The organism is Acidimicrobiia bacterium (assembly GCA_035948415.1).
GTDB lineage: Bacteria > Actinomycetota > Acidimicrobiia > IMCC26256 > PALSA-555 > PALSA-555.
On record DASZJD010000035.1, the window covers coordinates 1 to 23,052 of the forward strand.

Below are 23,052 nucleotides of genomic sequence, written 5' to 3' on the forward strand. Positions count from 1 at the left end.
CTATCAGCCCAGCGACCGGACAGTCCCCAAACAACGGCGCTATGACGCTAGGGCAGCCCGCGGATACAGCGCCGCGATCAAGCGCGTCCGCCAACACTTGCTCGCGAACGGGGCTTCGCGCGATGGGCTCTGCGGGACGAACGGTGCGCGAGACTCTTTCAGCAAAGCCGAATACGCGGATTCGTCGGTTCAGCACGCGAACGGGGGATGACGTATGGCAGTCATCGGCGACCAGATCATCATCTCAGGAGACGCGCACTTCGCCGAACCTCCCGATCTCTTTCAGACGAGACTTCCGCTTCGGTTACGCGAGCGGGCGCCGCATGCCGTCCGGACCCCAGAAGGCGAGTTCTGGATAAGTGGGCATCTTCGGAACCCGGTAGGTGGCAGCGTTGGGGGATATCAAGCGCCAGACTTCCGAACGGCGATCAAGGCGGGCTACGAGGGCGCGCCGAAGAGCGTCTGGGATCCTGCCGCCCGACTCGAGGAGCAAGATCGGGACACGATTGCAGCCGAGGTGCTCTACTCCTCGTGGGGATTGTTCCTGTTCGGCATGGACGACGACGATCTGCGGGCAGAATGCTTCACCGTCTTCAACGATTGGGCCGGTGAATACTGCTCTGATTATCCGAACCGCCTGAGGGGTGTCGGCCTCTGCGACGTGACCGACCCAGCCACGGCCGTCCGGCACCTCGAGCAGATCAGGCGCCTGGGTTTGAACGGTGCGCTCATCGCGAGCTCGCCGGTGGACGAGCGTCCCTACTACCTCCACGACTATGACCCTGTGTGGTCGGCTGCGGCAGAGCTCGGACTGCCACTGACAATGCACATTCTCACCGGGGCAAAGGGCAAGGGGATGTTGAAATACTCGGCGACACTGCCGGATGGCAGGCCGAGCCCGGAAACACGTGTCCATTACGTCACGAGAGTCGTCGTGGATCTTCAGGCGTCGCTCGCCTACATGATCGCGTCAGGAGTCTTCGATCGACACCCGAACCTAAGAATCGTGCTGGCGGAGACGGACGTAGGGTGGTGGCCCCATTTCATTTACCGGATGGACCACTTCAGCGGGGTACAAGGCATGCAAGAACGGCCTACCCGCGACTATTTCAAGAACAACATCTACGCGACGGTCCAGTTTGAGAGCGATACTCTGCGGCTAGCCAAACAAGAAGTGGGTGCCGACCGCTTCATGTGGGCCAGCGACTATCCGCACATGGACTGTGCCTATCCCGAGGATCGAGACCTCGTGCGGACCATCCTCGCCAGTGGGTTCAGCGATGAGGACGCAGCGTTCATCGCCCGGGATACAGCGGCCGCACTCTACGGGATCGATGTGTCTGCCCTTCAGGTCCCCGCAGACGCCTAAAACGACCGCAGGTCAGGACTTCTATCCCGATCTCATCGACAAAGCGGCGGTGCTCACCTGTCCCCTTGGCATGGAACCACCCACTGCCGGACGGCAACAAACGGGCCGCTTGGGCGGCACTCAGGATGTTCACCGATCTCAACGGCTGCCGCTGGGAACCCGACCCACCCGACATCGACGGGGCCGAGGAAGCGATGCTCGCCGTCGCCGCCAAAAGCATCGACGAGGCGTGGCTCGCCGCCTGGCTCCGCGAGGCGGCACTCGCCGGACGTTTGTCAAGGCCCTCATAACCCGAAGGTCGCGGGTTCAAATCCCGCCCCCGGAACCAACGCCAGGAACACCGGTCAGAGGGGCTTCCGAGCGGGAGGTCCCCTCGATCCGAGGGGGGAAGCAATCGAAACGTTGATCGTTGTCGACCTGTTTCGTTCCTCAGTACTCGCTCTTGAAAGCGAAGTAGGACCCGCGAATGGTTCCGGCCAGCTTCGACTTCTGCCTCGCAAACTTGAACTGCGAGGCAAGCTCCGCGGGGACGTCCATCCCTTCGGAGAGCTTGAACCCTACTGCCCGCTTCTTGGGGTCGTCGACGGTGTACATCACGTTGATCGACAGACCGCTTTCGTAGAAGACGTAGGCCATGCGGATGTTCTCGATCTGGAAGGCAGTAGCTTCGAGAGGGCGAGACGAGATGACGATGTCGCGTTCTTCCTTGAGGATCCGATGTACCCAGTCGATGGTCTTCTTGGCGTTGCTGGCAGGCTGCACCGTGAAGGCGTGGTCGTATTTGCTCTTGAAGTAACGGGCCTCGTTCGCCCGCAGACCAGCGAGCGTCGCCGCGACCGGCGACGACTCCAGACCGACTGTGGAAACAGTGTTGAAGTCCACGGTGTAGGGCATCGAGCTCCCCCTTCTGTCTTCCTTGTCTCAAGACCCGTCAGTTGCCAGATCGAGCTGTCCGCCGCTACTTGAGAAGTTGCTCGACGAGAATGCGGCGTAGCCACTGCTCGTAGCGCTCTCCGCTCCAGCTTCGATCGAAGACCAGGAGGCAGTACACCTCCGGAGACGCAAACGTGTAGATGAGGTCTGCGGCGTCACGCTCTCGAAGGTCCGGTTGTAGGGCGTTGGAGCGAGCGAGTGACCGGGCAATGCGTCGCTGACCTTCTTGACGTTGGCGGGCGATCTCCGCGAGCAGCGAGGCTGCGTCTTCGTCGGCCCTCGCCGCTTCGGCCAGCGTCCGGTGCACTGATGCCACGCGATCCATGACGTCCCGGACGAGTGCTGCGAACTCCGCGAGCTGGTGCTTCGGTTCTTGATCGGAGAGCAGTGCGCGAACGTGCGGGCGGTCCAACATCGCGACCGCTTCGTCGTCTCCGACTACGGACACGTCGAGCACCGCCTTGAGGATGCCGATCTTGGATGAGAACAGGCGGTACACGGTCGCCTGGGGAGTGTCCGAGCGCTCGCTGATCGCCTCGATGGTCGTCGCCGAGTATCCGCGCTCCAGGAAGAGGCTGCGGGCGGCCTCGACGACGGCAGCCCGAGTGCGGCGGGTGCGGGCCTGACGATCTGGCGCTGGGGCCAAGCGCCGGGTCTCGACATCGTGGGTCACGGATGTGAGAGTAGCACTCTCAAAATAAGAGATCTACTCTCGTTTGACTCGCCTCGGAGCTCCACCCCGCGATCCACGACCAAGGAGCAGCGATGGCTCCAGCGCATTCGTCATCCTCGAGGTGCCCGATCCTTCGGCCCCCCTGCGCGAGAAGGCGAAAACCTCTCAGGTTGTCGGGTTTGCTCACGCTGGATGAGCGCGGCGAGTTCCGCCTCGGTTGGATGGTTGTGCGGATGGTGTTTCTTGCACAACGCGTGCGTATGCCCGTCCGGGTCGACCCACGCCTTCCAGCGGAGTCGGTGGCACGAACTCCGGCTCGTTGGTGACAGGAGCGCCGTTGACACCCGCTCGGAAGGAGCCCACGCTAACCACGTGAGGCGCATGTGCCTCGTGACCGCCGTCCTGGCCGCCGTGTGGGCCCTGGCGGGCTGCGACTGGGTCGCGTTCGGGTTCAACGTTGAGAACGTCACGTACAACCCGTCGGAGCCCCGACTAACTACGTCGACAGTAGGACACCTGTCGGTGGCGTGGTCGGCGCCATGCGTGTGCGGGACTTTCGAACCTGCGAACCGGCCGCTGGTCGCGGGCGGGCTGGTCTACGCCTTGAATGGTTACACGACGGCGCCGTATTCGCTGTCGTTGCGTGCACTCGACGCGTCGAGCGGCCAGTTGCGGTGGTCGACGCCGCTGGGTACGAGCGACTTCGGGGACTATCTGGCGGGAGTAGCGAACGGGCTGGTGTACGTGGCGGTGCCGACGGGCGCGGCTCGGGTCGTGGCCGTCGACGCAACCAGCGGAAAGTTGCGCTGGCAGATGACGCCCCCCGCGCCCGGGAGTGGCGCGGTCTCGCTGAGTGTGCCTGTCGTCGATGGTCCGCTCGCCTTCGTCGCGGCGTCGGCGAATGGCGGCAGCGAGATCTCGGCGATCGACGCCGGCGGCGGTGTGGCCTGGTCCGCCACACCAGGTGGAGACGTCGTGAGTGAGAGCCTGACCGCCGATCCCGGTCGCACCCTCTATGTCGTGTCCCGATTGCGGTTCACCGCACCTCCCGGCGGCAGCATCACGCTGTTAACCGGCTACGCCGAGCGCGACGGCACCGTGCAGTCGTCGGTGTCCGTCCAAGTGGACAACGTCACCGACGTTGTGTTCGCGGGGTTCTCCAATGGGCTCGTGTACGGCGCGCAGTCGCCGACCCATGGCCTCGACGGCGTCGCCTTCGCGGTCCATCCCGATACTGGGGCCCTGGCTTGGTCGACCGGCCGACCATCCGGGACGGGTGACTACGTGGTCGAGAGTGCCATCACCCCTACCGTGGTCCTCATCAACCATCCGTACGGGGTCACTGCACGCGACCCGACCTCTGGGGCGGTGCGCTGGCAGGTGACGGACTCCACGGCCGAAGCCGTCGCCGGCGACCTCGTGATCTTCTGGCAGGGCAACATCCGCCGCCTCAGCGACGGAACGCTCGTCGCCACCGCACCCGGCATCGGCGAGCAGCCGGTAGAGCGCACTCCCGCCGCCGGTCACATCTACACATCGACGAGTAGCCATGTATACGCGCTCGCACCATGAGCCCGAAGAACGGATCGGACTGACAGCGATGCACTACTGACAGCGATGCACTGTAGGACGCCTCCCAAACCCACCATGTCCAGCAGAACCGGAGTCGCGCACTGGTTTTCGGACCCGGTGGAACAATCCGGTGAACTCGAGCACCACGAAGGCCCCCGAGCGTTCAGCTCGGGGCCTTGCTGTCGTCACCGGTGCCGCGCGTGATGAGCGAGCGTGTGACACCGGTGTCTGCATTCGAGGAACGCGGGCGCCTCGAGCTGGTCGCGATCCTGGGCGGCTGCCTGCAGTGGTGCTTGCGGGCACCGGCCTGGACGCTGGTGCCCGCCGACCGACCGTGCCAGGGTGGGTCGTGGACGAGATCGTGGCCGCGCTGGCGGCGCAGCAGGACGAGCTGGACGGGATACTCCGCCACGCCACCGATGCCGACTGGGACGCCCCGACGCCGTGTCCAGGATGGACGGTCTCCGACGTCGTGCTGCACCTGGCGCAGACCGACGAGCTGGCGCTGGCGAGCGCAGAGGGCCGCATCGCCGAGGCCGCAGCCAGCTGGACCGGCGCAGACGGGGCCGGCACCGTCGATGACCGCGCCGGGGCGCTCGTAGCCCAGGAGCGCGGCGCCCCACCTCAGCAGGTCCTGGAGCGCTGGCGGGCGGGCGCCTCCGCCGTGCGCCACGCCTTCGAGACCGTCGACCCGAGCGCACGACTGACGTGGGTCGCGGGCCGGCTCGCGGCACGAACGCTCGCGACGACGCGCCTGTGCGAGACGTGGATCCACACCGGCGACGTCGCGGAGGCGCTCGGGGTGGCGCGGGCTCCCGGCCCGCAGCTGGAGCAGATCGCGCGGCTGGCCTGGCGAACGCTGCCGTACGCCTTTGCCCGGGACGGGAAGAAGCTCGCGGGGCCAGTCGCCGTCGAGCTCACCGCGCCGGACGGTGGGAGGTGGGTGTTCGGCGACCCCAGCACCGCGACGACGACCGTCCGCGGCGCTGCGACGGAGTTCTGCGAGGTCGCGGCACGGCGCCGCGACTCCGCCGCCAGCGGTCTGACCGCGACGGGACCCGACGCGCAGAACGTGCTTGGCCTCGTCCGCACCTACGCCTGAGGGGGGTGCGCGCCACGTACCGCGTCCTGCCCTCCTGATCGAGGGGTTCGGCGGTCAGGGTCGCGATCGCGTGCTGGCGGCCCGGGGCGCCGTCACGCGCCGCCTGGGGCGCAGGCGTCCGCGTCTGGCGGTCACCCGAGGACGAGCGAGACGGTCTGCCCGCGTGACGCGCGCCGGTCTCGATCAATGCAAATGGCGCTGCCAGTCTGACGGCACACGATCCCGTGGACCTGGTACGGGCTGATCGAGAGGATGCTGTGCGGGTGCCCTGAGCGCAGGTCCGTCAAAGGCCTCCGAGGTGAGGTAGTTCCAGAACCAGTCTTCACCGGGCTCGAAGCTCTGGACGACCGGATGGCCGGCGCTGGCGGCGTGCTGGCTGGCGTGCTGTGACGGCGAGGAGTCACAGCAGCCGATGTGGCCGCATTGGGCGCAGCGGCGCAGATGGAGCCACCACCCGTCCGTGGCGAGGCACTCGACGCAACCCGTCCCGCTCGGCGGCACGAGCGGATCGATCTCGGCGCTGTTCGTCATGGGCTGCTCCGATGCTCGGTTTCGTTTGGCTCGTCGGCTGGTGCTGGTCGACCTATCTGATCACGCCGTCGCCCGTGGGCGGCTCGACCAGACTCCCCGATGGGCCCAGGCCGCCCACCCTCGCGGCCGGTGTCGCCGGTCAGGTCAGGTGGAGCAACGAGCCGGTGACCGCGAAGCGCAGGCCGTGATCGATGGACGCGAAGGTGGCGAACAACGCGAGGGCTGCGCCGAGAAACGTGACGTTCCTGAGGAAGCTCTGCTGTTGGCTCTGGCGCTGGGCTGGGTCCTCGACCTTCCAGAAGTTGTGGAGGAACCATGCTGCTGGGATCACGAACGCGGCGATCATCAAAGCCCCGAGATCGGCCCAGATCCCGGCCGCGACGGAGAGGGCAGCCGCCGCGAGCCAGGCGCCGGAGGGCCACCCGGCGACCACCGGGACGGGAACGCCGCTCTGCTTGGCGTAGCCGGTCATCATTTGGTGGTTCTTGAAGTGACCGTACGCAGAGTTGGCGAAGAACACGGCGAACAGCACGCGGCCCGCCAGCAGGATCACTCCCGCGGATGTGCTCATGATCGAGTCGGGCCTCTCACGCGAACTTCCGCGGCGCGAGCTGGTCGGCAGGGACGACGCCGAGCCTGCCGGCCTGGAAGTCGTCGATCGCCTCGACAATCTGCTCGCGGGTGTTCATCACAAATGGCCCGTAGTGGGCGATCGGCTCGCGGATCGGCAGGCCGCCGAGCAGGAGGACGTCGAGGGGCTCGGCCTGCCGGTCGGGGGCCGCGACGACGACCTGGTCGCCCGGGCCGAACACGACGAGCTGGCCGTCCTGCACCGGTCGTCCCTCGGCTCCGGCGGTGCCCCGCCCGGTCAGGACGTAGGCCATGGCGCTGAACGCGGGATTCCATGGGACCGAGAGCTGGGCGCCGGGGGCGAGCGTCGCGTGCGCGTACGTGATGGGGGTGTGGGTGACGCCGGGTCCGGTGAACCCGGCGATGTCGCCGGCGATCAGGCGGATCAGCGCACCGCCGTCGTCGGAGGTGAGGAGGAGCAGGTCGTCCCGGGTGATCGCCTGGTAGCGCGGCGGCGTCATCTTGAGCGCCGAGGGGAGGTTGACCCACAGCTGCACGGCGTGCGATGGGCCGCCGGCGCGGTACATCCGCTCCGTCGGCAGCTCGTCGTGCAGGATGCCCCCGCCGGCGGTCATCCACTGCGTGTCGCCCTCGCCGATCACGCCGCCGCCGCCGTTGGTGTCGTGGTGGGCGATCTCGCCGTCGAGGATGTAGCTCACGGTCTCGAAGCCGCGATGGGGGTGCCACGGGGCCCCGGCCGCCTCCCCGGGCCCGTTGACCTGCGGTCCCACGTGGTCGAGCAGCAGGAACGGGTCCGCCTCGGCCATCGAGAGCTCGCCCGGGAAGGGTCGGCGGACGCTGAACCCGGCGCCCTCGAGCTGGCGGTGCGCGGTCAGGACCTTCGCGACCGGTCGCGCCCGCGAGGTGGCGGGGTCGGGTCGGGGGATCCGGGGAAGGACGAGCGTGTCGTCCACGGTGATGGCCGGCATGGGGCTCCGCTCCTGCTCACCGGGCAACTTTGGTGACGCATCCACAATAGCCGCTCATTGATGACGCGTCAATAAAAATCCTAGGATGGGGGGGTGGCGAGACCCCGGCGGCTGGACGAGCACCAGCGCCTCCTCTGGAAGTCCTACCGCGACCTACACCAGGAGCTCTCCAGCGCGCTGGAGGCCCAGCTGCTTCGAGACGCCGGCCTGTCGGGGTCCGAGTACGCGGTCCTCGTCGAGCTGTCCCACACCCCCGACGGCGTGCTGCGGGCTCGTGAGCTCGGCGCGGAGCTCGGCTGGGATCGCAGTCGCCTCTCGCATCTCGTGCGAAGGATGGAGAGGCGTGGCCTCGTCGCCCGCGAGGACTGCTCGGAGGACGCCCGGGGCTCGATGGTGCGCCTGACCGACGCCGGGCGGGCCGCCGTCGACGGCGTCGCTCCCGAGCATTCGGAGGCCATCCGGCGCTACTTCTTCAATCCGCTGTCGGGTGAGGAGCTCGAGACGCTCACGGCCGTGTTCGCCCGTCTGCGGCAGCAGCTCGCGTCCGACCGGGCGTGACAGCACCGTGAGCGCCGGCCCTGGCAGCGCGGTCGGCAGCGTGCGAGCCGACTTGGTTCACGTCGCTCGGTCCGCAGTGGTCCGCGGAACCGCACACCTGGGCGAAGGGTCCCTGCTCGCCGAAGGAGCCGTCATCCGCTCCGGCGGCAGCGGCGTCGCCGTCGGGACCGGGTCGGCCGTGCTCGAGAACTCGGTGGTCGTGGGCTCCACCACGATCCCGACGACCATCGGGCGTCGGACCGTGTTCGGCCACCGCTGCCTCGTGATCGGTGCCACCGTGGGCGACCTCTGTGAGGTCGGGAACGCCTCGATCCTCATGCCCGGGGCCCGGCTCGGGGATCGGGTGTTCCTCGGCGAGGGCACGGTGGTTCCGGCCGGGGCGACGGTGCCAAGCGATGTCGTCGCCGTCGGCCGACCGGCGCGCGTCGTGCGATCGGCGTCGGCGGACGATGTCCGTCGCCTCACCGCGCTGCGCGACGGCGACCTCTCCCTCCCACTCCAGACGGCGATCGTCGTCGAACCGACCGAGGAGCGAGCCGTGATGGGCCAGCTGTACGAGTACCGAGGCATCCTGCCGAGTGTGGCGGCGTCGGCGGTGCTGTTTCCGACCACGGAGATCACGGGCGACGTCGTCGTCGGGGAGCGCACGATCATTGGCGCCGGCGTGAAGATCATCGGCGACTCTCACGGGCCCGTGCGGATCGGCGACGACGTCCAGATCCTCGAGAACACCGTCTTGCACCTGCTCCCGGACAACGACCTCGTCATCGAGGACGGCGTGGTCGTAGGGCCCGGCGCCATGGTCCACGGGTGTCGCATCGGCACGGGCTCCGTCATCGAGCCAGGAGCGATCGTCTGTGACGGCAGCGTGCTCGGCGCCGGCTGTGTCGTGCGCGCGGGCGCGGTGGTGAAGCAGCGCTCGCGCTTCGGGCCCAGCACCGACATCGACGGCCTCCCAGCCGTCGACGTCGGTCACCTCTCGGAGCGGCCCGAGCTCCCGACGTGGGCGCTGCGACGCGACGAGCTTCCGGTTCCGGCGCCGAGCGGACCTGTCGGGTGACGGCGACGCGCATCGCTCGCGGCGACGACCGACGAGCTCGAGCGGCCAGGACGGCGAGGGCCTCCTCGTCGGTCCTTCACCGGGTTGGGGTTCGCTGGTGGGCCGCTCGGCGCCACCCCGCTCAGATCGTGTTGTGGACCGGGTAGATCTTCGGCTCGCCCTGGAGCCCTACGCGCTCGAGGATCGGCCCGAGCACCTCACCGAACTGCCCGAACGCCTCCTCGGAGTCCCACACGTCGAGCACGCCGAACCCGTTGCCCATCTCGAAGCACACGTGGAACGAGCGTGCGGGCTGGTCCCTGGTCTTGGGCTCACCCTGGAGCACCTCGTCGTACTTCGACACGCTGTCGTTCGGGAACTCGAAGAGCACTGCGATAGCCATCGGACCTCCTGGTCGCGATCGGGAGCCAGCGTTCGATCACGGGTGATGCGAACGAAACCGCGCGCTATGCGGTCTCCTCGTTGTGGACCCCGAACTCGGTCTCCTCGGGCGGGCCGGGAAGGGGGTTGTCGACGCTGGCAAAGGCTGGGCCCAGCGTCTCATCACGGAACTTCTCCCACGACGCCTTCGAGTCCCACATGGCGACGACGAGGAAGCCGTCAGCGGTCGGGCCAGCCGCGTGGTACGTCTGACCCGGCGGCAGGCCCTTGCCGCCGTTGGGATGCACGACCTTCACGGTGTTGTCGTACTGGTCCGTCGTTCCACCCTTGAAGAAGTGCGTGATCCCGAACCTCGCCATCAAGACCTCCAATGCTGGGCATCGCGCCGAACCAGGGCGCCGGCACCATACGCCGTGGCCGCCGAGCCGCGCCTGAAACGGGCCCGCTCGCCCGGCCGATCTGACAGGGGGGTCCCGAGGTTCACGGCGCCTTCCGGCGTGTTCGCGGTCGAGGCCGCCTCGCGCGGCCACGGCCCCCGCGGCGGGCAGCCCGCATGTCGACGCGGTCTCCGTTCATCGGCACGCGCTCTGCGACGAGGAGATCCCGCTGGCGCTTTCCTTTCGGGAGCGTGCCGTCGGCGCGAACGACGCGCTGCCACGGGAGGTCCTCGTGCACCGTGGCGAGGACTCGCCCGACCAGCCGTGGGGCCTGAGGATCGATGTCGCCGTAGGTGCGCACTTGCCCCATCGGGATCCGCCGGATGCGCGACAAGATGCGCTCGGTTCGTGCGTCAGAGCTCGGCATCGTGCATCCCTACTCTCGGGCCCCCCGAACCCTGCCGGGAAGCGTCCCACCGCCGTCTCGTCGGGTCAACGGGGACGAGGCCCCGGCGCCTTGGACCAAGCTCTACGAGCTCGTCGCCATCCCCGCATCCTGACGAAAGGACCACACGTGGCCGACACCACATCGTCGAGCGACTCGCAGTCCGGGCTGCCGGAGGTCGTCGCCCGCTACCACGACGCCCACGACCGCCGCGACACCGACGTCGCGCTCTCCGCCTTCACGGCGGGGGCGACAGTCCGGGACGAGGGCCGCGAATATCACGGCACCGACCAGATCCGCACCTGGCTCGGGACGGCGGGTGCCGGGTTCACGTTCACGCGGACCTTCGTCAGCGCCGAGGCGACCGATGCCGACGTCTGGGTCGTCGTCAACCGCCTCGAGGGTGACTTCCCCGGTGGCGCGGTCGACCTGCGCTATCGATACGTGCTGACCGACGGGCTGATCTCCGAGCTGGTCATCGCTCCGTGACCGGGGCCCCGGCCCCGGCATGGATACTGTTCGATCGTGAGCCGGCGAGCGACCGGGCCGACGATCCCGCCACTTGCTCGTCCCCACGGACCCGGCGCTTGACAGGTCTCGAACGACACGCGGCTCGTCCTCAATCCGGAGCACGACGGCTGGATCGTGGCCGACGTCGTCGCCAAGGGGGGAGGACGCACGGGCAACCCTTCGTCCTGGCGCTCGACGGACCGGCCGGGGGAAACTTCACCCAGGGCGTCGGCGGCGACAAGCCGCATCTCGACGCCGTCGAGTTCTGCCGGATCCTGTCGGGCCGCGGCAGTGGCCTCGGCCTGCTCGAACAGGAGGTGCCGTTCTGATGGCCACCACCGTCAACGAAATCGCCGATGGGATCTACCGGATCTCCACCTGGGTGCCCGACGTGGCCCCGCCGGCAGGCCTCACCTTCAACCAGTTCCTGATCGAAGCCGAGGAGCCGCTGCTGTTCCACACCGGCCCCCGAGCCCTGTTCCCAGCCGTGTCCGAGGCCGTGGGCGGCGTCGTGCCCGTCGACCGTCTGCGGTGGATCACCTTCGGGCACGTCGAATCCGACGAGTGCGGGTCGATGAACCAGTGGCTGGCGGCCGCGCCCGCGGCCGAGGTCGCGCACGGCGCGGTCGGCTGCCTGGTGTCGCTCAACGACCTGGCCGATCGCCCGCCGCGTCCTCTGGCCCACGGCGAGGTGCTCGACCTCGGGGGACGACGCGTTCGTCACCTGGACACCCCGCACGTGCCCCACGCCTGGGAGGCACGACTCTTGTACGAGGAGACCACGGCGACGCTCCTCTGCGGCGACCTCTTCACCCACCTGGGCAACGGCCCCGCACTCACGTCCGACGACATCGTGGGGCCAGCGATGGAGGCCGAGGCCATCTTCCGCGCCAGCTCACTCGCCCCGGACACCGCCGACGTCATGCGACGTCTCGGTGGCCTCGCGCCCCAGACGCTGGCCCTCATGCACGGGTCGTCGTTTGGCGGCGACGGGGCTCGGGCGCTCTCCGACCTGGCCGACGCCTACGAGTCTCAGTACCTCGCGGGAGCTGCCTGAGGGGCGAGCGCCACGGTGCTCCCAGCTCGCCGCGCGCGGAAGGAGTGCTCGGGTCAGATGCAGGACGGTCACTTCGAACTGGTTCCAATCGGCACGGTGCACTCCACCTTGACTGACGCGGCCTCGTCGCCGAAACAAGGCCACGAAGGAGCGCCAGACGCGTTCCTCACCTTCGAGCCCACCGTCGGCGCTGGACTCGACGGCATTCGACCGGGGGACACGATCATCCTCCTCACGTGGCTCGATCGAGCGCGCCGCGACGTGTTGCGCGTGCACCCGCGCGACGACATCACGAGACCTGAGCAAGGGGTCTTCAGTACGCGCTCCCCCGACCGTCCAAACCCGATCGGCTTACACGAGGTCGAGGTCGCCTCGATCGAGGGCCAGAGGGTCCACGTGCGAAACCTCGAGGCGTTGGACGGGACCCCGGTCCTCGACGTGAAGCCGCGGCTCCACTCGAAGGGCAGGGGCTTGCCATCGTAAGAGCTCGAGCGGGTCGTCGGGCGGGGCCGCCGTGCCATCATGAGCGGAGCCGACCCGCCGTCTCAGGGAGCGCGTGTGGAGCAGCCGTCTTCCTTGGCGGCCAACCTTGTCGGGGGGCCTGGCGGGCCGCTGGGACTCGGGCCCGACCCGCGGGGTGTCCTCGCCAGCCAGCACCTCCGTCGCGCCATCGACGCCGGTGTGATCGACGCCGGCCCGTACAAGATCCTCCCGGCGAGCGTCCAGCCGGCCAGCCTCGACCTCCACCTCGGCGAGGTCGCGTACCGGATCCGCGCCAGCTTCCTCCCCGACGCCTCATCGGTCGAGGTCAAGCTCAAGGACTTCATCATCGACGAGGTGGACCTGCGACGAGACGGCGCCATTCTCGAGACGAAGCGCCCGTACCTGATCCCGCTCATCGAAGAGCTCGACCTCCCCGACGCGATCCGAGGCAAGGCGAACCCGAAGAGCTCCACCGGACGCCTCGACGTCTTCACCCGGGTGATCACCGACAACAGCCATCGCTTCGACGAGGTCGCGCCGGGCTACCGCGGGAAGCTCTTCCTCGAGGTCGTCCCGCTCTCGTTCACCGTCAAGGTCCGTCAGGGCCTGGCGCTCAACCAGCTCCGGCTGCTGGCGGGATCCGCGCTCCTGACCGACGGCGAGATCCGAGCGCTCCACTCCCGCGAGCCCATCCTCGCCCGAGGCGGCACGCCGCTCCCGGACCGGGCCCTCAGCACCGCGGACGGACTGTTCCTCGGCCTGGACCTCCGCGGTGACGAAGCGCGTGGAGTCGGGTATCGAGCGAAGGACCACACCCAGGTGCTCGAGATGTCACGCGAGGACTACTTCGACCCGGATGTCTACTGGGAGCCGGTCCGCAGCGAACCCGGCGACCGGATCGTGCTCGCCCCGGACCGGTTCTACCTCCTGCTCTCCGACGAGAGCGTCCGAATCCCCCCGGGGTACGCGGCGGAGATGACCGCCTACGACCCGACGAGCGGCGAGCTGCGAACCCACTACGCCGGGTTCTTCGACCCCGGCTTCGGCTACGACCCGGAGGGGCGATTCCTCGGCTCTCGCGCCGCCCTCGAGGTGCGCGCCCACGACGTGCCCTTCATGATCGAGAACGGGCAGAAGGTCTGCAAGCTGACGTTCGAGCGGATGATCGAGGAACCCGACGTGCTGTACGGCAGCGACATCGGGTCCTCGTACCAGACGCAGGTCGACACCCTCAGTAAGCACTTTCGCCGTCGGGTGCCGCCCCGGTCCGAGCCGCCGCCGACCGTCCCCGGCGAGCTCCCGGGCCTGTTCGAGGGCTCGGGCACCTGACCGGCGAGGCCGACCGCGCCCCGGCCCGCGCCGCGGTGCGCGACGGCGCGCACCTCAAGCCGGCTCGGGCCCTCGGGGTCGCGAGGCGGCGGCGACCCGGCGCCCGAGCTCACGACACAGGTCCGTGACGTGGCGGCCGAACTCGGCGTGGGCACAGGCAAGGTGCCCGTCGTCGATCCGGCTGGCGCGGGCGTTCGGGATCGCGAGCGCCAGTCGAGCCTGGGCGGTCGGGTCGACGGCCCGGTCGCGAGCAGTGATGAGCACCGACACGGGCACGTCAATCTCGTGGGCCCAGCCCCGTGAGCTGAAGGTGCTGATCGCGTGGCCAGCCTCGAGGGCGGCCCGCGGGTCGTGTCGAGCCATCTCGGAGCGAGCCCAGCGCTCGAGACTCTGGGGTCGGCGGGGTGGCCGCAATCCGAAGACCGACCTCGCTGCCACGCCGGGTAGGAACGCGGCGGCCTGGCCGATCCGTGTCGTCGCTGCGGCCACCATCATGAACGCCGAGAAGGCGTAGCGCTCGCGGTTGCCGGGCACGAACTCGGCGCCGGTCGCGCACAGTCCGAGCGCGGCGACCAGCTCCGGATGCCGGCGCCACAGCAGCTGGGCGACCGGACCGCCCATCGAGTAGCCGACGGCGATCACCGGACCGCACGCCTCGCGCTCGATGAGCACGGCGAGGTCGTCGGCACAGTCCGCGAGGGTGAACCGCCGAAACGACCGGATCCCCCGCCCGTGCCCCCGGAGGTCGGGCGCGAGCACCCGGAAATGCTCACCGAGCGAGTCGAAGCACCGGAACCAGTTCAGTCCCCCGCTCGCCAGCCAGCCGTGGATAAGCAGCACGGTGGGCGCGCCGGGCGGACCCTCCACGCGCCGCACGAACGTCGTCCCCCGTCCCCGCAGCCAGACCCGATCTCCGAGCGGCAGCGGAGGCCCAGCGGCGTGACCATTCGGCTCGGGCGCGCCGAGCGGCTCGGGCGGGTCGGCCACCGGCAGCTCCACCCGCGCACGGTAACCCCGGGAGGCTGCGGAAGCGGGGAACGACGACGGCCCGGGCGCGCCGGGCCGCATCACGCGAGCGGCTGGTAGTCCTCCGGTAGCTCCCCGAGTCGGAAGTCGAACTCTCGGACGCCGTCGCGCGAGTCGCTGAGCACGCGGAACACCCCCTCGAGCGTGCCGAAGACCTCGACGGTGGTGCACCCGTCCGGGCCCGCGGTGTGCGGGCCGTACATCTCGCCCGGACGCGCGGTCATGACATCCCCCGGGCCCAGCCGCCTTCCGCCGGCCTCGAGCGTGCCCTTCACCACCACCTCGAAGCGATGGCAGATGTGGGCGTGGCGGAACAGCACGTAGTTCGGGGGCATCTCCAAGACGACCGCGGCGGGAGCGTCCCACGACTCCGGGTCGTCGCTGAGGGTGAAGATCCGGGTCCCGGTGCGACCCGGCTCCGGCGCGCTCACCCCTCACTCCCAGGGCTCGAAGAGACCCTCGAACTCGAGTCTCCCGTCACGAACCCGACCGTAAAGCAGCCAGTCGCCCTTGAACAGCTGATGGTCATACGGTCCACCCGCGATGTGGGTGTGGGGTCCCCCGGTCGCGCTGGGCATGAAGCGGATGAGCTCGAAGCCGGCCTTTACGCCCCAGCCCGTCAGCACCGGGGCGCGGTACAGCGCCTCGACGAGCACGCGGGCGGTGTCGTAGGCGAGGACCGGGATCGCGTTCGGCCACATCGGCGGATCGCCGCCATAGCGGGCCACGAACCGCTCGTGGAAGGCGGCGGTCAGGCGGTTGTCGGGACACAGCTGGTCGATCCCGACCCATCCCTCGAACTTGTCGAAGCCCATCAGGTAGAACATGAACGACGTGCCCATGATGCGGGGTGGGTCCCAGGCCAGCTGGTCGAGCGCGTCGCGCAGCACCCCCGACGCCGCCAGCACGCCGTACCCCATGTAGACGAGGGCGTCGGCGCCGACCGAGCGGAGCTGGTCGAGGTTTGCGGCCAAGTTCGCGGGCGCCTGGCCGACCGTCTCGACGGCCGCAATCGTGATCCCGCGACGGCGCGACTCCTGGCGGAAGTACCGGAAGTACTCCTCGCCGTTCGGCGAGACCTCGCTCAGCACCGCGACCCGGTCGTAGCCCTTCGCCTTCAGCCAGCCGACGACGAGGGTCGCATCCCCGCCGCAGTCCCCATTGCCCAGCCGGAAGCAGTAGTCACCCCAGAACCGCTCCGTGCCGCACCACGACAGGAGCGGCACCTGCAGCTCGTTTGCGTACGGGCCGACGACCATCGCGTTGTCGGAGCTGTAGGCGCCCGCGACGGCGAGGCAGCCCTCGTCCACGAGGTACTTGAACCCGTCGATCGCGTTCTTGGCCGAGCCGCTGGGGAGCCCGTTCTCGGGGTGGAGTACGAACTCGTAGGGACGGCTCAGCAGGCCCCGCTCGATCGCCTCGTCGAACGCCAGACGGTGAACCTTGTCGTAGCCGCCGCCGGGGCCGTCGAGCGCGGCGCCCAGCCAGCCGATCTTGATCGGTTCCATGCCGGCTCCTTCCTCGGGTCGGGCGCCCGGGCCGTGGGTGCCCCCCTCGCGGCTCGTCGGCCGCTCCGGTGAGCAGGCGTTGTACACCTTCGCCGAACCGCGCCGGCCCGGTTTGGTGGCCGGAGTCGCGAGGAGCCGGTGGCCGCTCCCGACGCGGGCGTGCCTCGCCCGGTGCTCACGGCGGGCCGAGCGTCAGCGCGGCGCGCCGGCGGCTCGGCCGGGCCCGTGCTCAGTCGCGGTCGCGGTGACGTCGGGCGACGAAACCCGTGTCCCGATACCCTCGCTCGGCGATGCCTCGGTCGCAGCCCGCCGAGCCGCTCGACGTCAGCCCCGTCCTCCGGGCCGAGCGCGACGCCTTCGTGGCGCTGCTCGAGGACTTGTCGCCGGAGGATTGGAGCCGTCCGACCGAGTGCCCGGCGTGGACGGTGCAGGGGATCGCACTCCATGTCCTCGGTGACGACCTCTCGTTGCTGGCTCGCCAGCGCGACGCCGCGCTGCCCGCGGTGTTCCGAAACGACGTGGGCGCCTGGGCCGGGGACTACCGCTCGCTTGACGACTTCAACGAGCACTGGGTGGAGACCGCCCAGTTCTTCAGCCCGCGCCTGATCGTGGAGGCCCTCCGGGTCACCGGCGACTGGACCCTTCGGTGGTACACGGCGGTCGACCCGACGTCGGTCGGCGAGGCGGTGGCCTTCGTGTCCGACGACCCGGCTCCGTACTGGATGATCGCCGCGCGTGAGTACCTCGAGCGCTGGATCCACCAGCTGCAGGTCCGACGGGCGGTGGACCGGCCCGGGCTCGATGAGCCCGGGTTCGTCGTCCCCGCCGTCGCCACGCTGACGCGCGGGTTCCCCCGAGCCTTTCGAGCGCTGCCGTTCGCCGACGGGACAGCTGTGGAGCTCGTCATCGACGATCCCGAGGGCGCGAGCTGGACCGTCCGCCGGGACGGCGGCGACTGGACCCTGCACGACGGGGCGGTCGGGGTCCCGACCATCCGCCTCACCCTGGACGCGGGGTCGGCGGCGCTGCTCTTCTCCCGTGCGCTCACGCCGGCGGCCGCCCGAGGCCGCGTCGCCGCCGAGGGCGAGCCGGAGGTCGCCGAGGCGGTCGTCGCCGGCCTGGCCGCCTTCTTCGGCCAGAACCGCTAGCGGGCAGTCACGGCGGCGGGCGGCGGGATCACCCCGGGCTGGCCGGGGACGCACGCCGAGGGCCGCACGGAGAGACCGGGCGCGGCCAGCACCGGAGGCTCGCGGAACGCCGGCCGGCCCCGCAGGTCGAGCGTGTCCAGGAGGTCGTCGGCGTTGGCGTCTCGGAAGGTGAGGGCGGGCAGGTTCCACTTCGTCTCGATCAGCTTCAGGATCGACGTGTGGTCGTGGACCACGTGAGAGACGTAGTTGCGTCTCGCGAACGGTGCGACCACCACGGCGGGGACGCGGAAGCCGTACCGGTCGTATCCGCCGGGCTCGTCCGGTGGGACGTGGATGTCAGGTGGGATGTTGTCCGGCCTCACGGCCCGCGGCGGTGGGACGTGGTCGTAGTAGCCGCCGTGCTCGTCGTAGCACCAGATCAGCACCGTCTTGTCCCAGGCGCGCCCGTGCATCGCGGCCTGGACGACGCTCGAAGCGAACGCCTCGCCGGCCTGGATGTCCTGCGGGTCCTCCTCCGACGCGTGCCCGTAATGGGTCTCGACCAGGCTCACCGACGGGAGGGTCCCGGCGGCCGCGTCGGTGAAGTACTGGGCGATCGGGATCAGCTTGTCGCGGTCGCCGTCGACCACCGCCTTGAAGAGCCCGGCCGACGGCAGATCGGTGTAGTAGTCGCGCCAGGTGATCCCGTGCGCGTTGAGCTGGTCGAAGATCGTGCCGTTCGGCGGGGACGGGGCCACGATCCCCTTGGCGTCGGTGCTGATGAGCCCGTAGGCGGTGCCCGCGAGCAGGAACCGACGATTGGGGTACGTCTGGGCCAGGCAGGAGGAGAACCAGCGGTCACACAGGGGGAAGCTGCGGGCCAGGCTGTAATAGAACGGCAGGGTGGCATCGGTCCAGTAGCCCATGGCCACGGGCCCGCTCGCCCGCACGAACCCGTCGTTCCGCCCCCCGTCCAGTGAGCGGTGGCTGGCGTTCCAGGACTGGCTCGGCCCGTGCTGCGACTGACACGCGGTCGGCATCGGGAACGCGTGCACGCGCTGCCCGCTCGGGTCCGGGTTGGAGTGGACGGGGCGGCGCGACCGGTCGAGCGTGAACCCGTCGCCGCGCCCGAGCATCCCCAGGTAGTTGTCGAACGAGTGGTTCTCCATCATGAGGATGATGATGTGGTCGATCTGGGGCAGGTGCTCGGTGCCGGCGGGGCGATGCGGGTCGGGGAGCGAGCCCGGCGCGCGCAGCGACGAGGCGCTGGCACGGTCGAGCGCCCACCCCAGCTGCGAGGGCAGCGCCATCGACGCGCCGAGGGCGGCGGCCGACTGCAGGAATCGGCGGCGGGACAGGCTCTGCTCCATCGGAGGAGTCTCGCTGGCGCGCCGGCCTGGTGCCCAGCAGGCCGCGCCGGCCCCGGGTGCGGTGGCGCCCGCCTCGTCCCCGCCCCTCGTCATCGACGCTCGTCGTCCCCTGCCGTCGCCGGCGGAGCGGGCGGTGGCGACTCGATGAGCTCGAGCATCGTGCCGTCGAGGTCCGGGAAGAGCAGGGCCCGCAGGCGCGGCAGGCCGGGGCCCATGTCGAGCGTCGCGGGCGGCGAGCAGGTGCGGACCCCGGCGGCGAGCAGGGCGCGGTAGGCCGTGTCGATGTCGTCGGTCAGGAGGGCGAGCCGGTAGATCCCGAGGTCGTTGGCGGCGCGCGGCTGGATGGGCCCGGGACTCTCGATCAGCTCGACGGTGAACGCCTCGGGCCCGCGCCGATCGGCGAAGACGGACCCGACGACCGGCGCCAGCCCGACCACGTCCCGGTAGAAGGCCCGGGACCGCTCGAGCGCTGAGCAGCCGATCTCGACGCCGGCCACGCGAGGGCTGGCGTCGGCCACGATCTCGAGCGGGGTCCCGTCCGGGTCCACGGTCGACCCCGGTGTGAGCGCGCCACCCGGCGCGACGCCGAGCCGGAGGCGTCGGAAGCCCGGCTCACCGGTGCCTCGACCGGGCCGCGGTGTCTTCCACTCGAGCAGGTCGACGACGACGCCATCCAGCCCGTGAGCCCCGGCCAGGATCCAGGCGTCCCACTGCGCGACCTCCAGCCCGAACGCGTCGCCCGGCTGGGGATGCGCGGGTGTCGTCCGCACCAGCGGCGTGAGACCGACGGTGTCGCGATAGAACGCCAGCGAGCGGTCGAGGTCCGAGCAGTTGATGTTCGCGTGGAAGAGACGCGCCCGGAGGCCCGGCACGGACGGTGACACTAACGCCGGGTCATCCCGGCTGGGGCGGAGACCGAGCCGTACACTTCTCGCGCCGAAGCCGACGACGCACCCCGGGTTGGACGCCACGAGATGAGCACTCGCCTTGGGACGCTGCACTTCATCGGGCACGCGGGCTCCGCGCTCGACTTTCATGTGTTCGACGACGCCATCGTGGTGATCGAGGCCGGACGAGCCCACCAGGTCGGCCTCGGCTTCGGCGCCATCGGTGGAGCGGTCGCGGCGACGAGCGCCAATCGAAAGATCAAGAAGCTGCGCGAGCAGGCCGACGCGACCGGCTTCATGAGCGCGGCGTCGTTGGCGGAGGGGGTGAGCGGCGCCCAGCTCATGCCGGTGGGTGAGGTCGCGGGAGCCCGCCTCGAGAAGGCGCTCGGGAAGGGCCGGAAGCTCACCGTCAAGACCGTGAACGGGAAGTCGCGCACGTACCGGTTCGCGAGCAACCATCAGTCCCCGGACGAGGTCGCCCAGGTGGTCGGCGCGGCGCTCGGGGATCGCTTCGTCAACACGCTCGTCTGACCCGCCACTGGGGACGAGCCGAAGCGCCGCCGCGAGCGACCGGTCAGGCGGCCACGTAGGTCCAGTCGGGTTGCTTCCGCGCCTGCTTGTCGTCGTACCGGACCCGTCCGTCGCTGATGTCCACGATCTTCGGGACGGGGAGGAGCTCGAGACTGGGCCCACCCTCGATCGCGGTGACGAACTCGTCCGGGAAGCTGCGCAGGATGCTGCTGACGACCCGCTGCTCCTCCTCGCCGAGGAAGCATCGATTCTGGTCGGTCACGCCACGGAGGCGCTCGCCGATGGTCTCGACGTCGTGGAGATCGCCCCGGTGCTCGGCGATCGCGTCGAGGCGGCGCGTGACCTCGCCGCACCCGTTCTTGCAGGCTCGACACTGGCCGCAGGACTCCACGTACAGGAAGCGGGAGACCATCCGGGCGACGGCGACCATGCTCCGGGTGTCGTCGTAGACGACGAACCCTGCGGAACCCAAGCCGCTCCCCGCCGCGGCGAGACCCTCGTAGCTGACCGGCGCCTCGAGGGCGTCGACGGTCAGCACCGGATTCGAGACGCCCGCGAGCATCGCCTTCACGGCTCGGCCGGGATGGACCCCCCCGCCGAGCTGCTCGATCACGGCACCGAGCCTCGTGCCCGGCTCGACCTCGCCGTACCCGGCGCGCGCCACGTCGCCGACGACGGTGCAGATGAGCGGCCCGGGCGTCTGGCTGGTGCCGATGCTTCGGTACCAGTCGGCTCCTCGCGACAGGATCAACGGGACGTTGGCGAGGGTCTCGACGTTCGACACGAGGGTCGGATTCGAGCCCGTGACGTCGGCGGACTCGATCGGTCCCAGCCCCGGCGACCAGCCCTCGGCCGGCGTGGTGGTGAAGAGGCCGTGGAGGTACGGCGGGAGCCACCGAGGCATCGGATCGTTGCCCTCGATGACCTCGAGGAGCGCCTTCTCCTCGCCGAGCAGGTACTCCTCGGGTCCGGCCACGATGCTGATCGGCGCGTCGCACAGGAGATCCGCGTCGGCCATCTCCTGGACGGCCCGGGTCAGGGCGTCGATCTCGGCCGCGAACGAGGCCTTGACCCCGACGAAAACCTCCCGGGCGTCGAGCACGGTCGCCGCGATCGAGAGCCCTTCGAGCACCTGGTACGGGTTCTGGCGCATGAGCGGCCGGTCCTTGAAGGTTCCCGGCTCGCCTTCGGCGCCGTTGGCGACCACGTACCGGTCCCCGAGCTCGGCGCCGCCGTCGTGCACCGAACCCCACTTCCGGCCGGCCGGGAAGCCGGCCCCGCCCCGTCCGCGCAGCCCGGACCGGCCGAGCTCGGCCAGGACCCAGTCGGCGCCGCGCGTTCGCGCCGTCGCGATGCCGTCGCCACCGCCGGCGGCGAGGTACTCGGCGAGCGAGTCGAACGGGCGCGCCGGGAGCAAGAGGTTCGGCTCCATCGCCCCATCATGCCCATCGATCGGCGCCGACGACGCCCCGGGCCGCGGCGGAGCCGGCACCGTCCGTCCGCCCATCCCGGGCTCGGCCATCGCGGCACCGGTCCCGCGGGCAGCCGGCCGCGTCGGCTCTCGGCATCCGGGCGGCGCGGCGGCAGAACGGCGCGCCGACGGCGCCGTTACCCTGAGCGGGTGCGCGGGGCCCCGAATCCCGACGGTCGCATCGTCCCGCTGGCGTCGTACCCGTCGCGGTTCGAAGCCGACGTGGTGATCGGGCTCCTGGCCAGCAACGACATCCCGGCGACGGCCGACTACGGCGACGGCGACGGCTGGGCCCCGCACCTGGCGCTCGCCACTGGGGCCCGCGTGCTGGTGTTCGACCAGGACCTCGAGCGGGCCCGTCGGGTGCTCGAGGCGGCGTCCCCGCTCGCCGACACGAACGACAACTAGCACGCTGCGCCCAGCCGGCAAGGCGTCGGGGCCGGGTCGAGCGCGACGCGGCCGGGCCGGGAGCCAATCCTCCACGGTGCGCCGTCCGTACACCGGTCGTGGCCCGCCCCGGACCCCGACGCCGGCTGGCTTCGCCGAGTGCGGCCCGGGCGGACGCTCCGTGAGCCTCCGCCTGCGCCGCGGCGTCGCCTGCGGGGGTGCGACGCTCGGTCTCGCGGTCGTGCTGCTGATGGCCCTCGCCGCCACCGGGGTGGCCAGCGGCCAGGACGCGCTGCATCCGGGCTCGAAGCCCCCGGGTCGAGACATCCAGGTCCAGCCGTCCGACTTCCGGAACCTGGCCACGATGACGAGGGTCCGAGGGTTCTTCATCTCGAATCGGCTCGGCCATCTCAAGGACGCGCTCCGGGTCGCGAACTCGCCGAAGGGCGGCACCTACCCGGTCGGCACGATCATCCAGCTCGTGCCCCAGGAGGCCATGGTGAAGCACCGGAAGGGCTACAGCCCCGCCAGCCAGGACTGGGAGTTCTTCAGCCTCTCGACGACTGCGCAAGGCACGACCATCCTCAACCGCGGCACGACGAACGTCGTCAACCGCTTCGGGGGTACCTGCCAGAGCTGCCACGTCGCCGCGAACTCGAAGTTCGACTTCGTGTGCGAGCACAACCACGGCTGCGCACCGCTGCCCGTCGGTGACGACGTGATCGCGGCGATCCAGCGCGCCGATCCGCGGCCCCTCACCCCGCCGGGCGGCTGAGCTCAGGTTCGGCCCGGCCGGCCGGCCGCGG

Annotated in this window: 28 protein-coding genes; 14 read left to right on the forward strand and 14 right to left on the reverse strand. The window is 70.0% G+C overall.

Features of this window, described 5'->3' with window-relative positions:
* The first annotated feature begins 214 nt into the window (after nt 1-214).
* Nucleotides 215-1,369, forward strand: a complete 1,155-nt coding sequence (locus tag VG869_04965; GenBank protein ID HEV3450538.1) for an amidohydrolase family protein — start codon at nt 215-217, stop codon at nt 1,367-1,369.
* Nucleotides 1,370-1,434: 65 nt separating this feature from the next.
* The gene (locus tag VG869_04970) at nt 1,435-1,659 is read left to right on the forward strand and encodes a hypothetical protein (GenBank protein ID HEV3450539.1); all 225 of its coding nucleotides are present in this window, start codon (nt 1,435-1,437) and stop codon (nt 1,657-1,659) included.
* A 139-nt stretch (nt 1,660-1,798) separates the two neighbouring features.
* Here VG869_04970 and VG869_04975 read toward each other — a convergent pair whose 3' ends face one another.
* Both VG869_04975 and VG869_04980 read right to left on the reverse strand, forming a co-directional pair.
* Nucleotides 1,799-2,263: a phage tail protein gene (locus VG869_04975; GenBank protein ID HEV3450540.1), complete on the reverse strand. Its 465-nt coding sequence runs from the start codon at nt 2,261-2,263 to the stop codon at nt 1,799-1,801.
* A gap of 64 nt (nt 2,264-2,327) precedes the next feature.
* On the reverse strand, nt 2,328-2,975 hold the full coding sequence (locus tag VG869_04980; GenBank protein ID HEV3450541.1) for a helix-turn-helix domain-containing protein: 648 nt from the start codon (nt 2,973-2,975) through the stop codon (nt 2,328-2,330).
* A gap of 522 nt (nt 2,976-3,497) precedes the next feature.
* Here VG869_04980 and VG869_04985 point away from each other — a divergent pair.
* Nucleotides 3,498-4,547, forward strand: coding sequence for a PQQ-binding-like beta-propeller repeat protein (locus tag VG869_04985; protein ID HEV3450542.1), 1,050 nt, complete (start codon nt 3,498-3,500; stop codon nt 4,545-4,547).
* A 349-nt stretch (nt 4,548-4,896) separates the two neighbouring features.
* On the forward strand, nt 4,897-5,649 hold the full coding sequence (locus VG869_04990; protein ID HEV3450543.1) for a maleylpyruvate isomerase family mycothiol-dependent enzyme: 753 nt from the start codon (nt 4,897-4,899) through the stop codon (nt 5,647-5,649).
* A gap of 183 nt (nt 5,650-5,832) precedes the next feature.
* Here VG869_04990 and VG869_04995 read toward each other — a convergent pair whose 3' ends face one another.
* The 3 genes from VG869_04995 to VG869_05005 form a co-directional block, all read right to left on the reverse strand.
* Nucleotides 5,833-6,180, reverse strand: coding sequence for a UBP-type zinc finger domain-containing protein (locus VG869_04995; protein ID HEV3450544.1), 348 nt, complete (start codon nt 6,178-6,180; stop codon nt 5,833-5,835).
* A gap of 139 nt (nt 6,181-6,319) precedes the next feature.
* Nucleotides 6,320-6,733, reverse strand: a complete 414-nt coding sequence (locus VG869_05000) for a DoxX family membrane protein (GenBank protein ID HEV3450545.1) — start codon at nt 6,731-6,733, stop codon at nt 6,320-6,322.
* Between the two features lie 34 nt (nt 6,734-6,767).
* Nucleotides 6,768-7,739, reverse strand: a complete 972-nt coding sequence (locus VG869_05005; protein ID HEV3450546.1) for a pirin family protein — start codon at nt 7,737-7,739, stop codon at nt 6,768-6,770.
* 93 nt (nt 7,740-7,832) lie between these two features.
* Here VG869_05005 and VG869_05010 point away from each other — a divergent pair, with 93 nt between their 5' ends.
* Both VG869_05010 and VG869_05015 read left to right on the forward strand, forming a co-directional pair.
* Complete coding sequence (locus tag VG869_05010) at nt 7,833-8,297, forward strand: MarR family winged helix-turn-helix transcriptional regulator (GenBank protein ID HEV3450547.1); 465 nt, start codon at nt 7,833-7,835, stop codon at nt 8,295-8,297.
* 76 nt (nt 8,298-8,373) lie between these two features.
* On the forward strand, nt 8,374-9,357 hold the full coding sequence (locus VG869_05015) for a DapH/DapD/GlmU-related protein (protein ID HEV3450548.1): 984 nt from the start codon (nt 8,374-8,376) through the stop codon (nt 9,355-9,357).
* 121 nt (nt 9,358-9,478) lie between these two features.
* Here the strand turns inward: VG869_05015 and VG869_05020 are convergent, their stop codons facing one another.
* From VG869_05020 to VG869_05030, 3 genes are all read right to left on the reverse strand, one after another.
* Nucleotides 9,479-9,739 carry a hypothetical protein gene (locus VG869_05020; protein HEV3450549.1) on the reverse strand — a complete coding sequence of 87 codons (261 nt, stop codon included), beginning with the start codon at nt 9,737-9,739 and terminating at the stop codon, nt 9,479-9,481.
* A 64-nt stretch (nt 9,740-9,803) separates the two neighbouring features.
* Nucleotides 9,804-10,097 (reverse strand): hypothetical protein, encoded by a 294-nt coding sequence (locus tag VG869_05025; protein ID HEV3450550.1) that lies wholly within the window; start codon nt 10,095-10,097, stop codon nt 9,804-9,806.
* Nucleotides 10,098-10,218: 121 nt separating this feature from the next.
* Nucleotides 10,219-10,542: an MGMT family protein gene (locus VG869_05030; protein ID HEV3450551.1), complete on the reverse strand. Its 324-nt coding sequence runs from the start codon at nt 10,540-10,542 to the stop codon at nt 10,219-10,221.
* Between the two features lie 147 nt (nt 10,543-10,689).
* Between VG869_05030 and VG869_05035 the strand changes: the two genes are divergently transcribed.
* The 4 genes from VG869_05035 to VG869_05050 all read left to right on the forward strand — a co-directional run bounded on the left by VG869_05035 (nt 10,690) and on the right by VG869_05050 (nt 13,939).
* Nucleotides 10,690-11,049, forward strand: a complete 360-nt coding sequence (locus tag VG869_05035) for a nuclear transport factor 2 family protein (GenBank protein HEV3450552.1) — start codon at nt 10,690-10,692, stop codon at nt 11,047-11,049.
* A gap of 349 nt (nt 11,050-11,398) precedes the next feature.
* On the forward strand, nt 11,399-12,127 hold the full coding sequence (locus tag VG869_05040) for an MBL fold metallo-hydrolase (protein HEV3450553.1): 729 nt from the start codon (nt 11,399-11,401) through the stop codon (nt 12,125-12,127).
* A 57-nt stretch (nt 12,128-12,184) separates the two neighbouring features.
* Entirely contained in the window at nt 12,185-12,610 is a 426-nt protein-coding gene (gene tsaA / locus VG869_05045; protein HEV3450554.1) for a tRNA (N6-threonylcarbamoyladenosine(37)-N6)-methyltransferase TrmO, read from the forward strand.
* Between the two features lie 75 nt (nt 12,611-12,685).
* A complete protein-coding gene (locus VG869_05050; GenBank protein ID HEV3450555.1) occupies nt 12,686-13,939 on the forward strand; it encodes a 2'-deoxycytidine 5'-triphosphate deaminase in 1,254 nt (417 codons plus the stop codon).
* A 54-nt stretch (nt 13,940-13,993) separates the two neighbouring features.
* Here the strand turns inward: VG869_05050 and VG869_05055 are convergent, their stop codons facing one another.
* From VG869_05055 to VG869_05065, 3 genes are all read right to left on the reverse strand, one after another.
* Nucleotides 13,994-14,938 carry an alpha/beta hydrolase gene (locus VG869_05055; protein HEV3450556.1) on the reverse strand — a complete coding sequence of 315 codons (945 nt, stop codon included), beginning with the start codon at nt 14,936-14,938 and terminating at the stop codon, nt 13,994-13,996.
* A gap of 68 nt (nt 14,939-15,006) precedes the next feature.
* A complete protein-coding gene (locus tag VG869_05060; protein ID HEV3450557.1) occupies nt 15,007-15,396 on the reverse strand; it encodes a hypothetical protein in 390 nt (129 codons plus the stop codon).
* 3 nt (nt 15,397-15,399) lie between these two features.
* Nucleotides 15,400-16,473 (reverse strand): ABC transporter substrate-binding protein, encoded by a 1,074-nt coding sequence (locus tag VG869_05065; protein ID HEV3450558.1) that lies wholly within the window; start codon nt 16,471-16,473, stop codon nt 15,400-15,402.
* Nucleotides 16,474-16,763: 290 nt separating this feature from the next.
* Between VG869_05065 and VG869_05070 the strand changes: the two genes are divergently transcribed.
* On the forward strand, nt 16,764-17,621 hold the full coding sequence (locus VG869_05070; protein ID HEV3450559.1) for a maleylpyruvate isomerase family mycothiol-dependent enzyme: 858 nt from the start codon (nt 16,764-16,766) through the stop codon (nt 17,619-17,621).
* On the opposite strand, the gene VG869_05075 is transcribed toward VG869_05070, so the two are convergent.
* Nucleotides 17,618-18,970 (reverse strand): alkaline phosphatase family protein, encoded by a 1,353-nt coding sequence (locus tag VG869_05075; protein ID HEV3450560.1) that lies wholly within the window; start codon nt 18,968-18,970, stop codon nt 17,618-17,620. The genes VG869_05070 and VG869_05075 overlap by 4 nt on opposite strands.
* A gap of 89 nt (nt 18,971-19,059) precedes the next feature.
* Nucleotides 19,060-19,842 carry a VOC family protein gene (locus tag VG869_05080; GenBank protein HEV3450561.1) on the reverse strand — a complete coding sequence of 261 codons (783 nt, stop codon included), beginning with the start codon at nt 19,840-19,842 and terminating at the stop codon, nt 19,060-19,062.
* A 102-nt stretch (nt 19,843-19,944) separates the two neighbouring features.
* On the opposite strand from VG869_05080, the gene VG869_05085 reads away from it, so the two are divergent.
* Nucleotides 19,945-20,388 carry a hypothetical protein gene (locus VG869_05085; GenBank protein HEV3450562.1) on the forward strand — a complete coding sequence of 148 codons (444 nt, stop codon included), beginning with the start codon at nt 19,945-19,947 and terminating at the stop codon, nt 20,386-20,388.
* 43 nt (nt 20,389-20,431) lie between these two features.
* On the opposite strand, the gene VG869_05090 is transcribed toward VG869_05085, so the two are convergent.
* A complete protein-coding gene (locus tag VG869_05090; GenBank protein HEV3450563.1) occupies nt 20,432-21,820 on the reverse strand; it encodes an NADH-ubiquinone oxidoreductase-F iron-sulfur binding region domain-containing protein in 1,389 nt (462 codons plus the stop codon).
* Nucleotides 21,821-22,009: 189 nt separating this feature from the next.
* On the opposite strand from VG869_05090, the gene VG869_05095 reads away from it, so the two are divergent.
* Together VG869_05095 and VG869_05100 are read left to right on the forward strand one after the other, a co-directional pair.
* On the forward strand, nt 22,010-22,267 hold the full coding sequence (locus VG869_05095; GenBank protein ID HEV3450564.1) for a DUF2007 domain-containing protein: 258 nt from the start codon (nt 22,010-22,012) through the stop codon (nt 22,265-22,267).
* A gap of 160 nt (nt 22,268-22,427) precedes the next feature.
* Nucleotides 22,428-23,021 carry a hypothetical protein gene (locus VG869_05100; GenBank protein HEV3450565.1) on the forward strand — a complete coding sequence of 198 codons (594 nt, stop codon included), beginning with the start codon at nt 22,428-22,430 and terminating at the stop codon, nt 23,019-23,021.
* Nucleotides 23,022-23,052 lie beyond the last annotated feature (31 nt).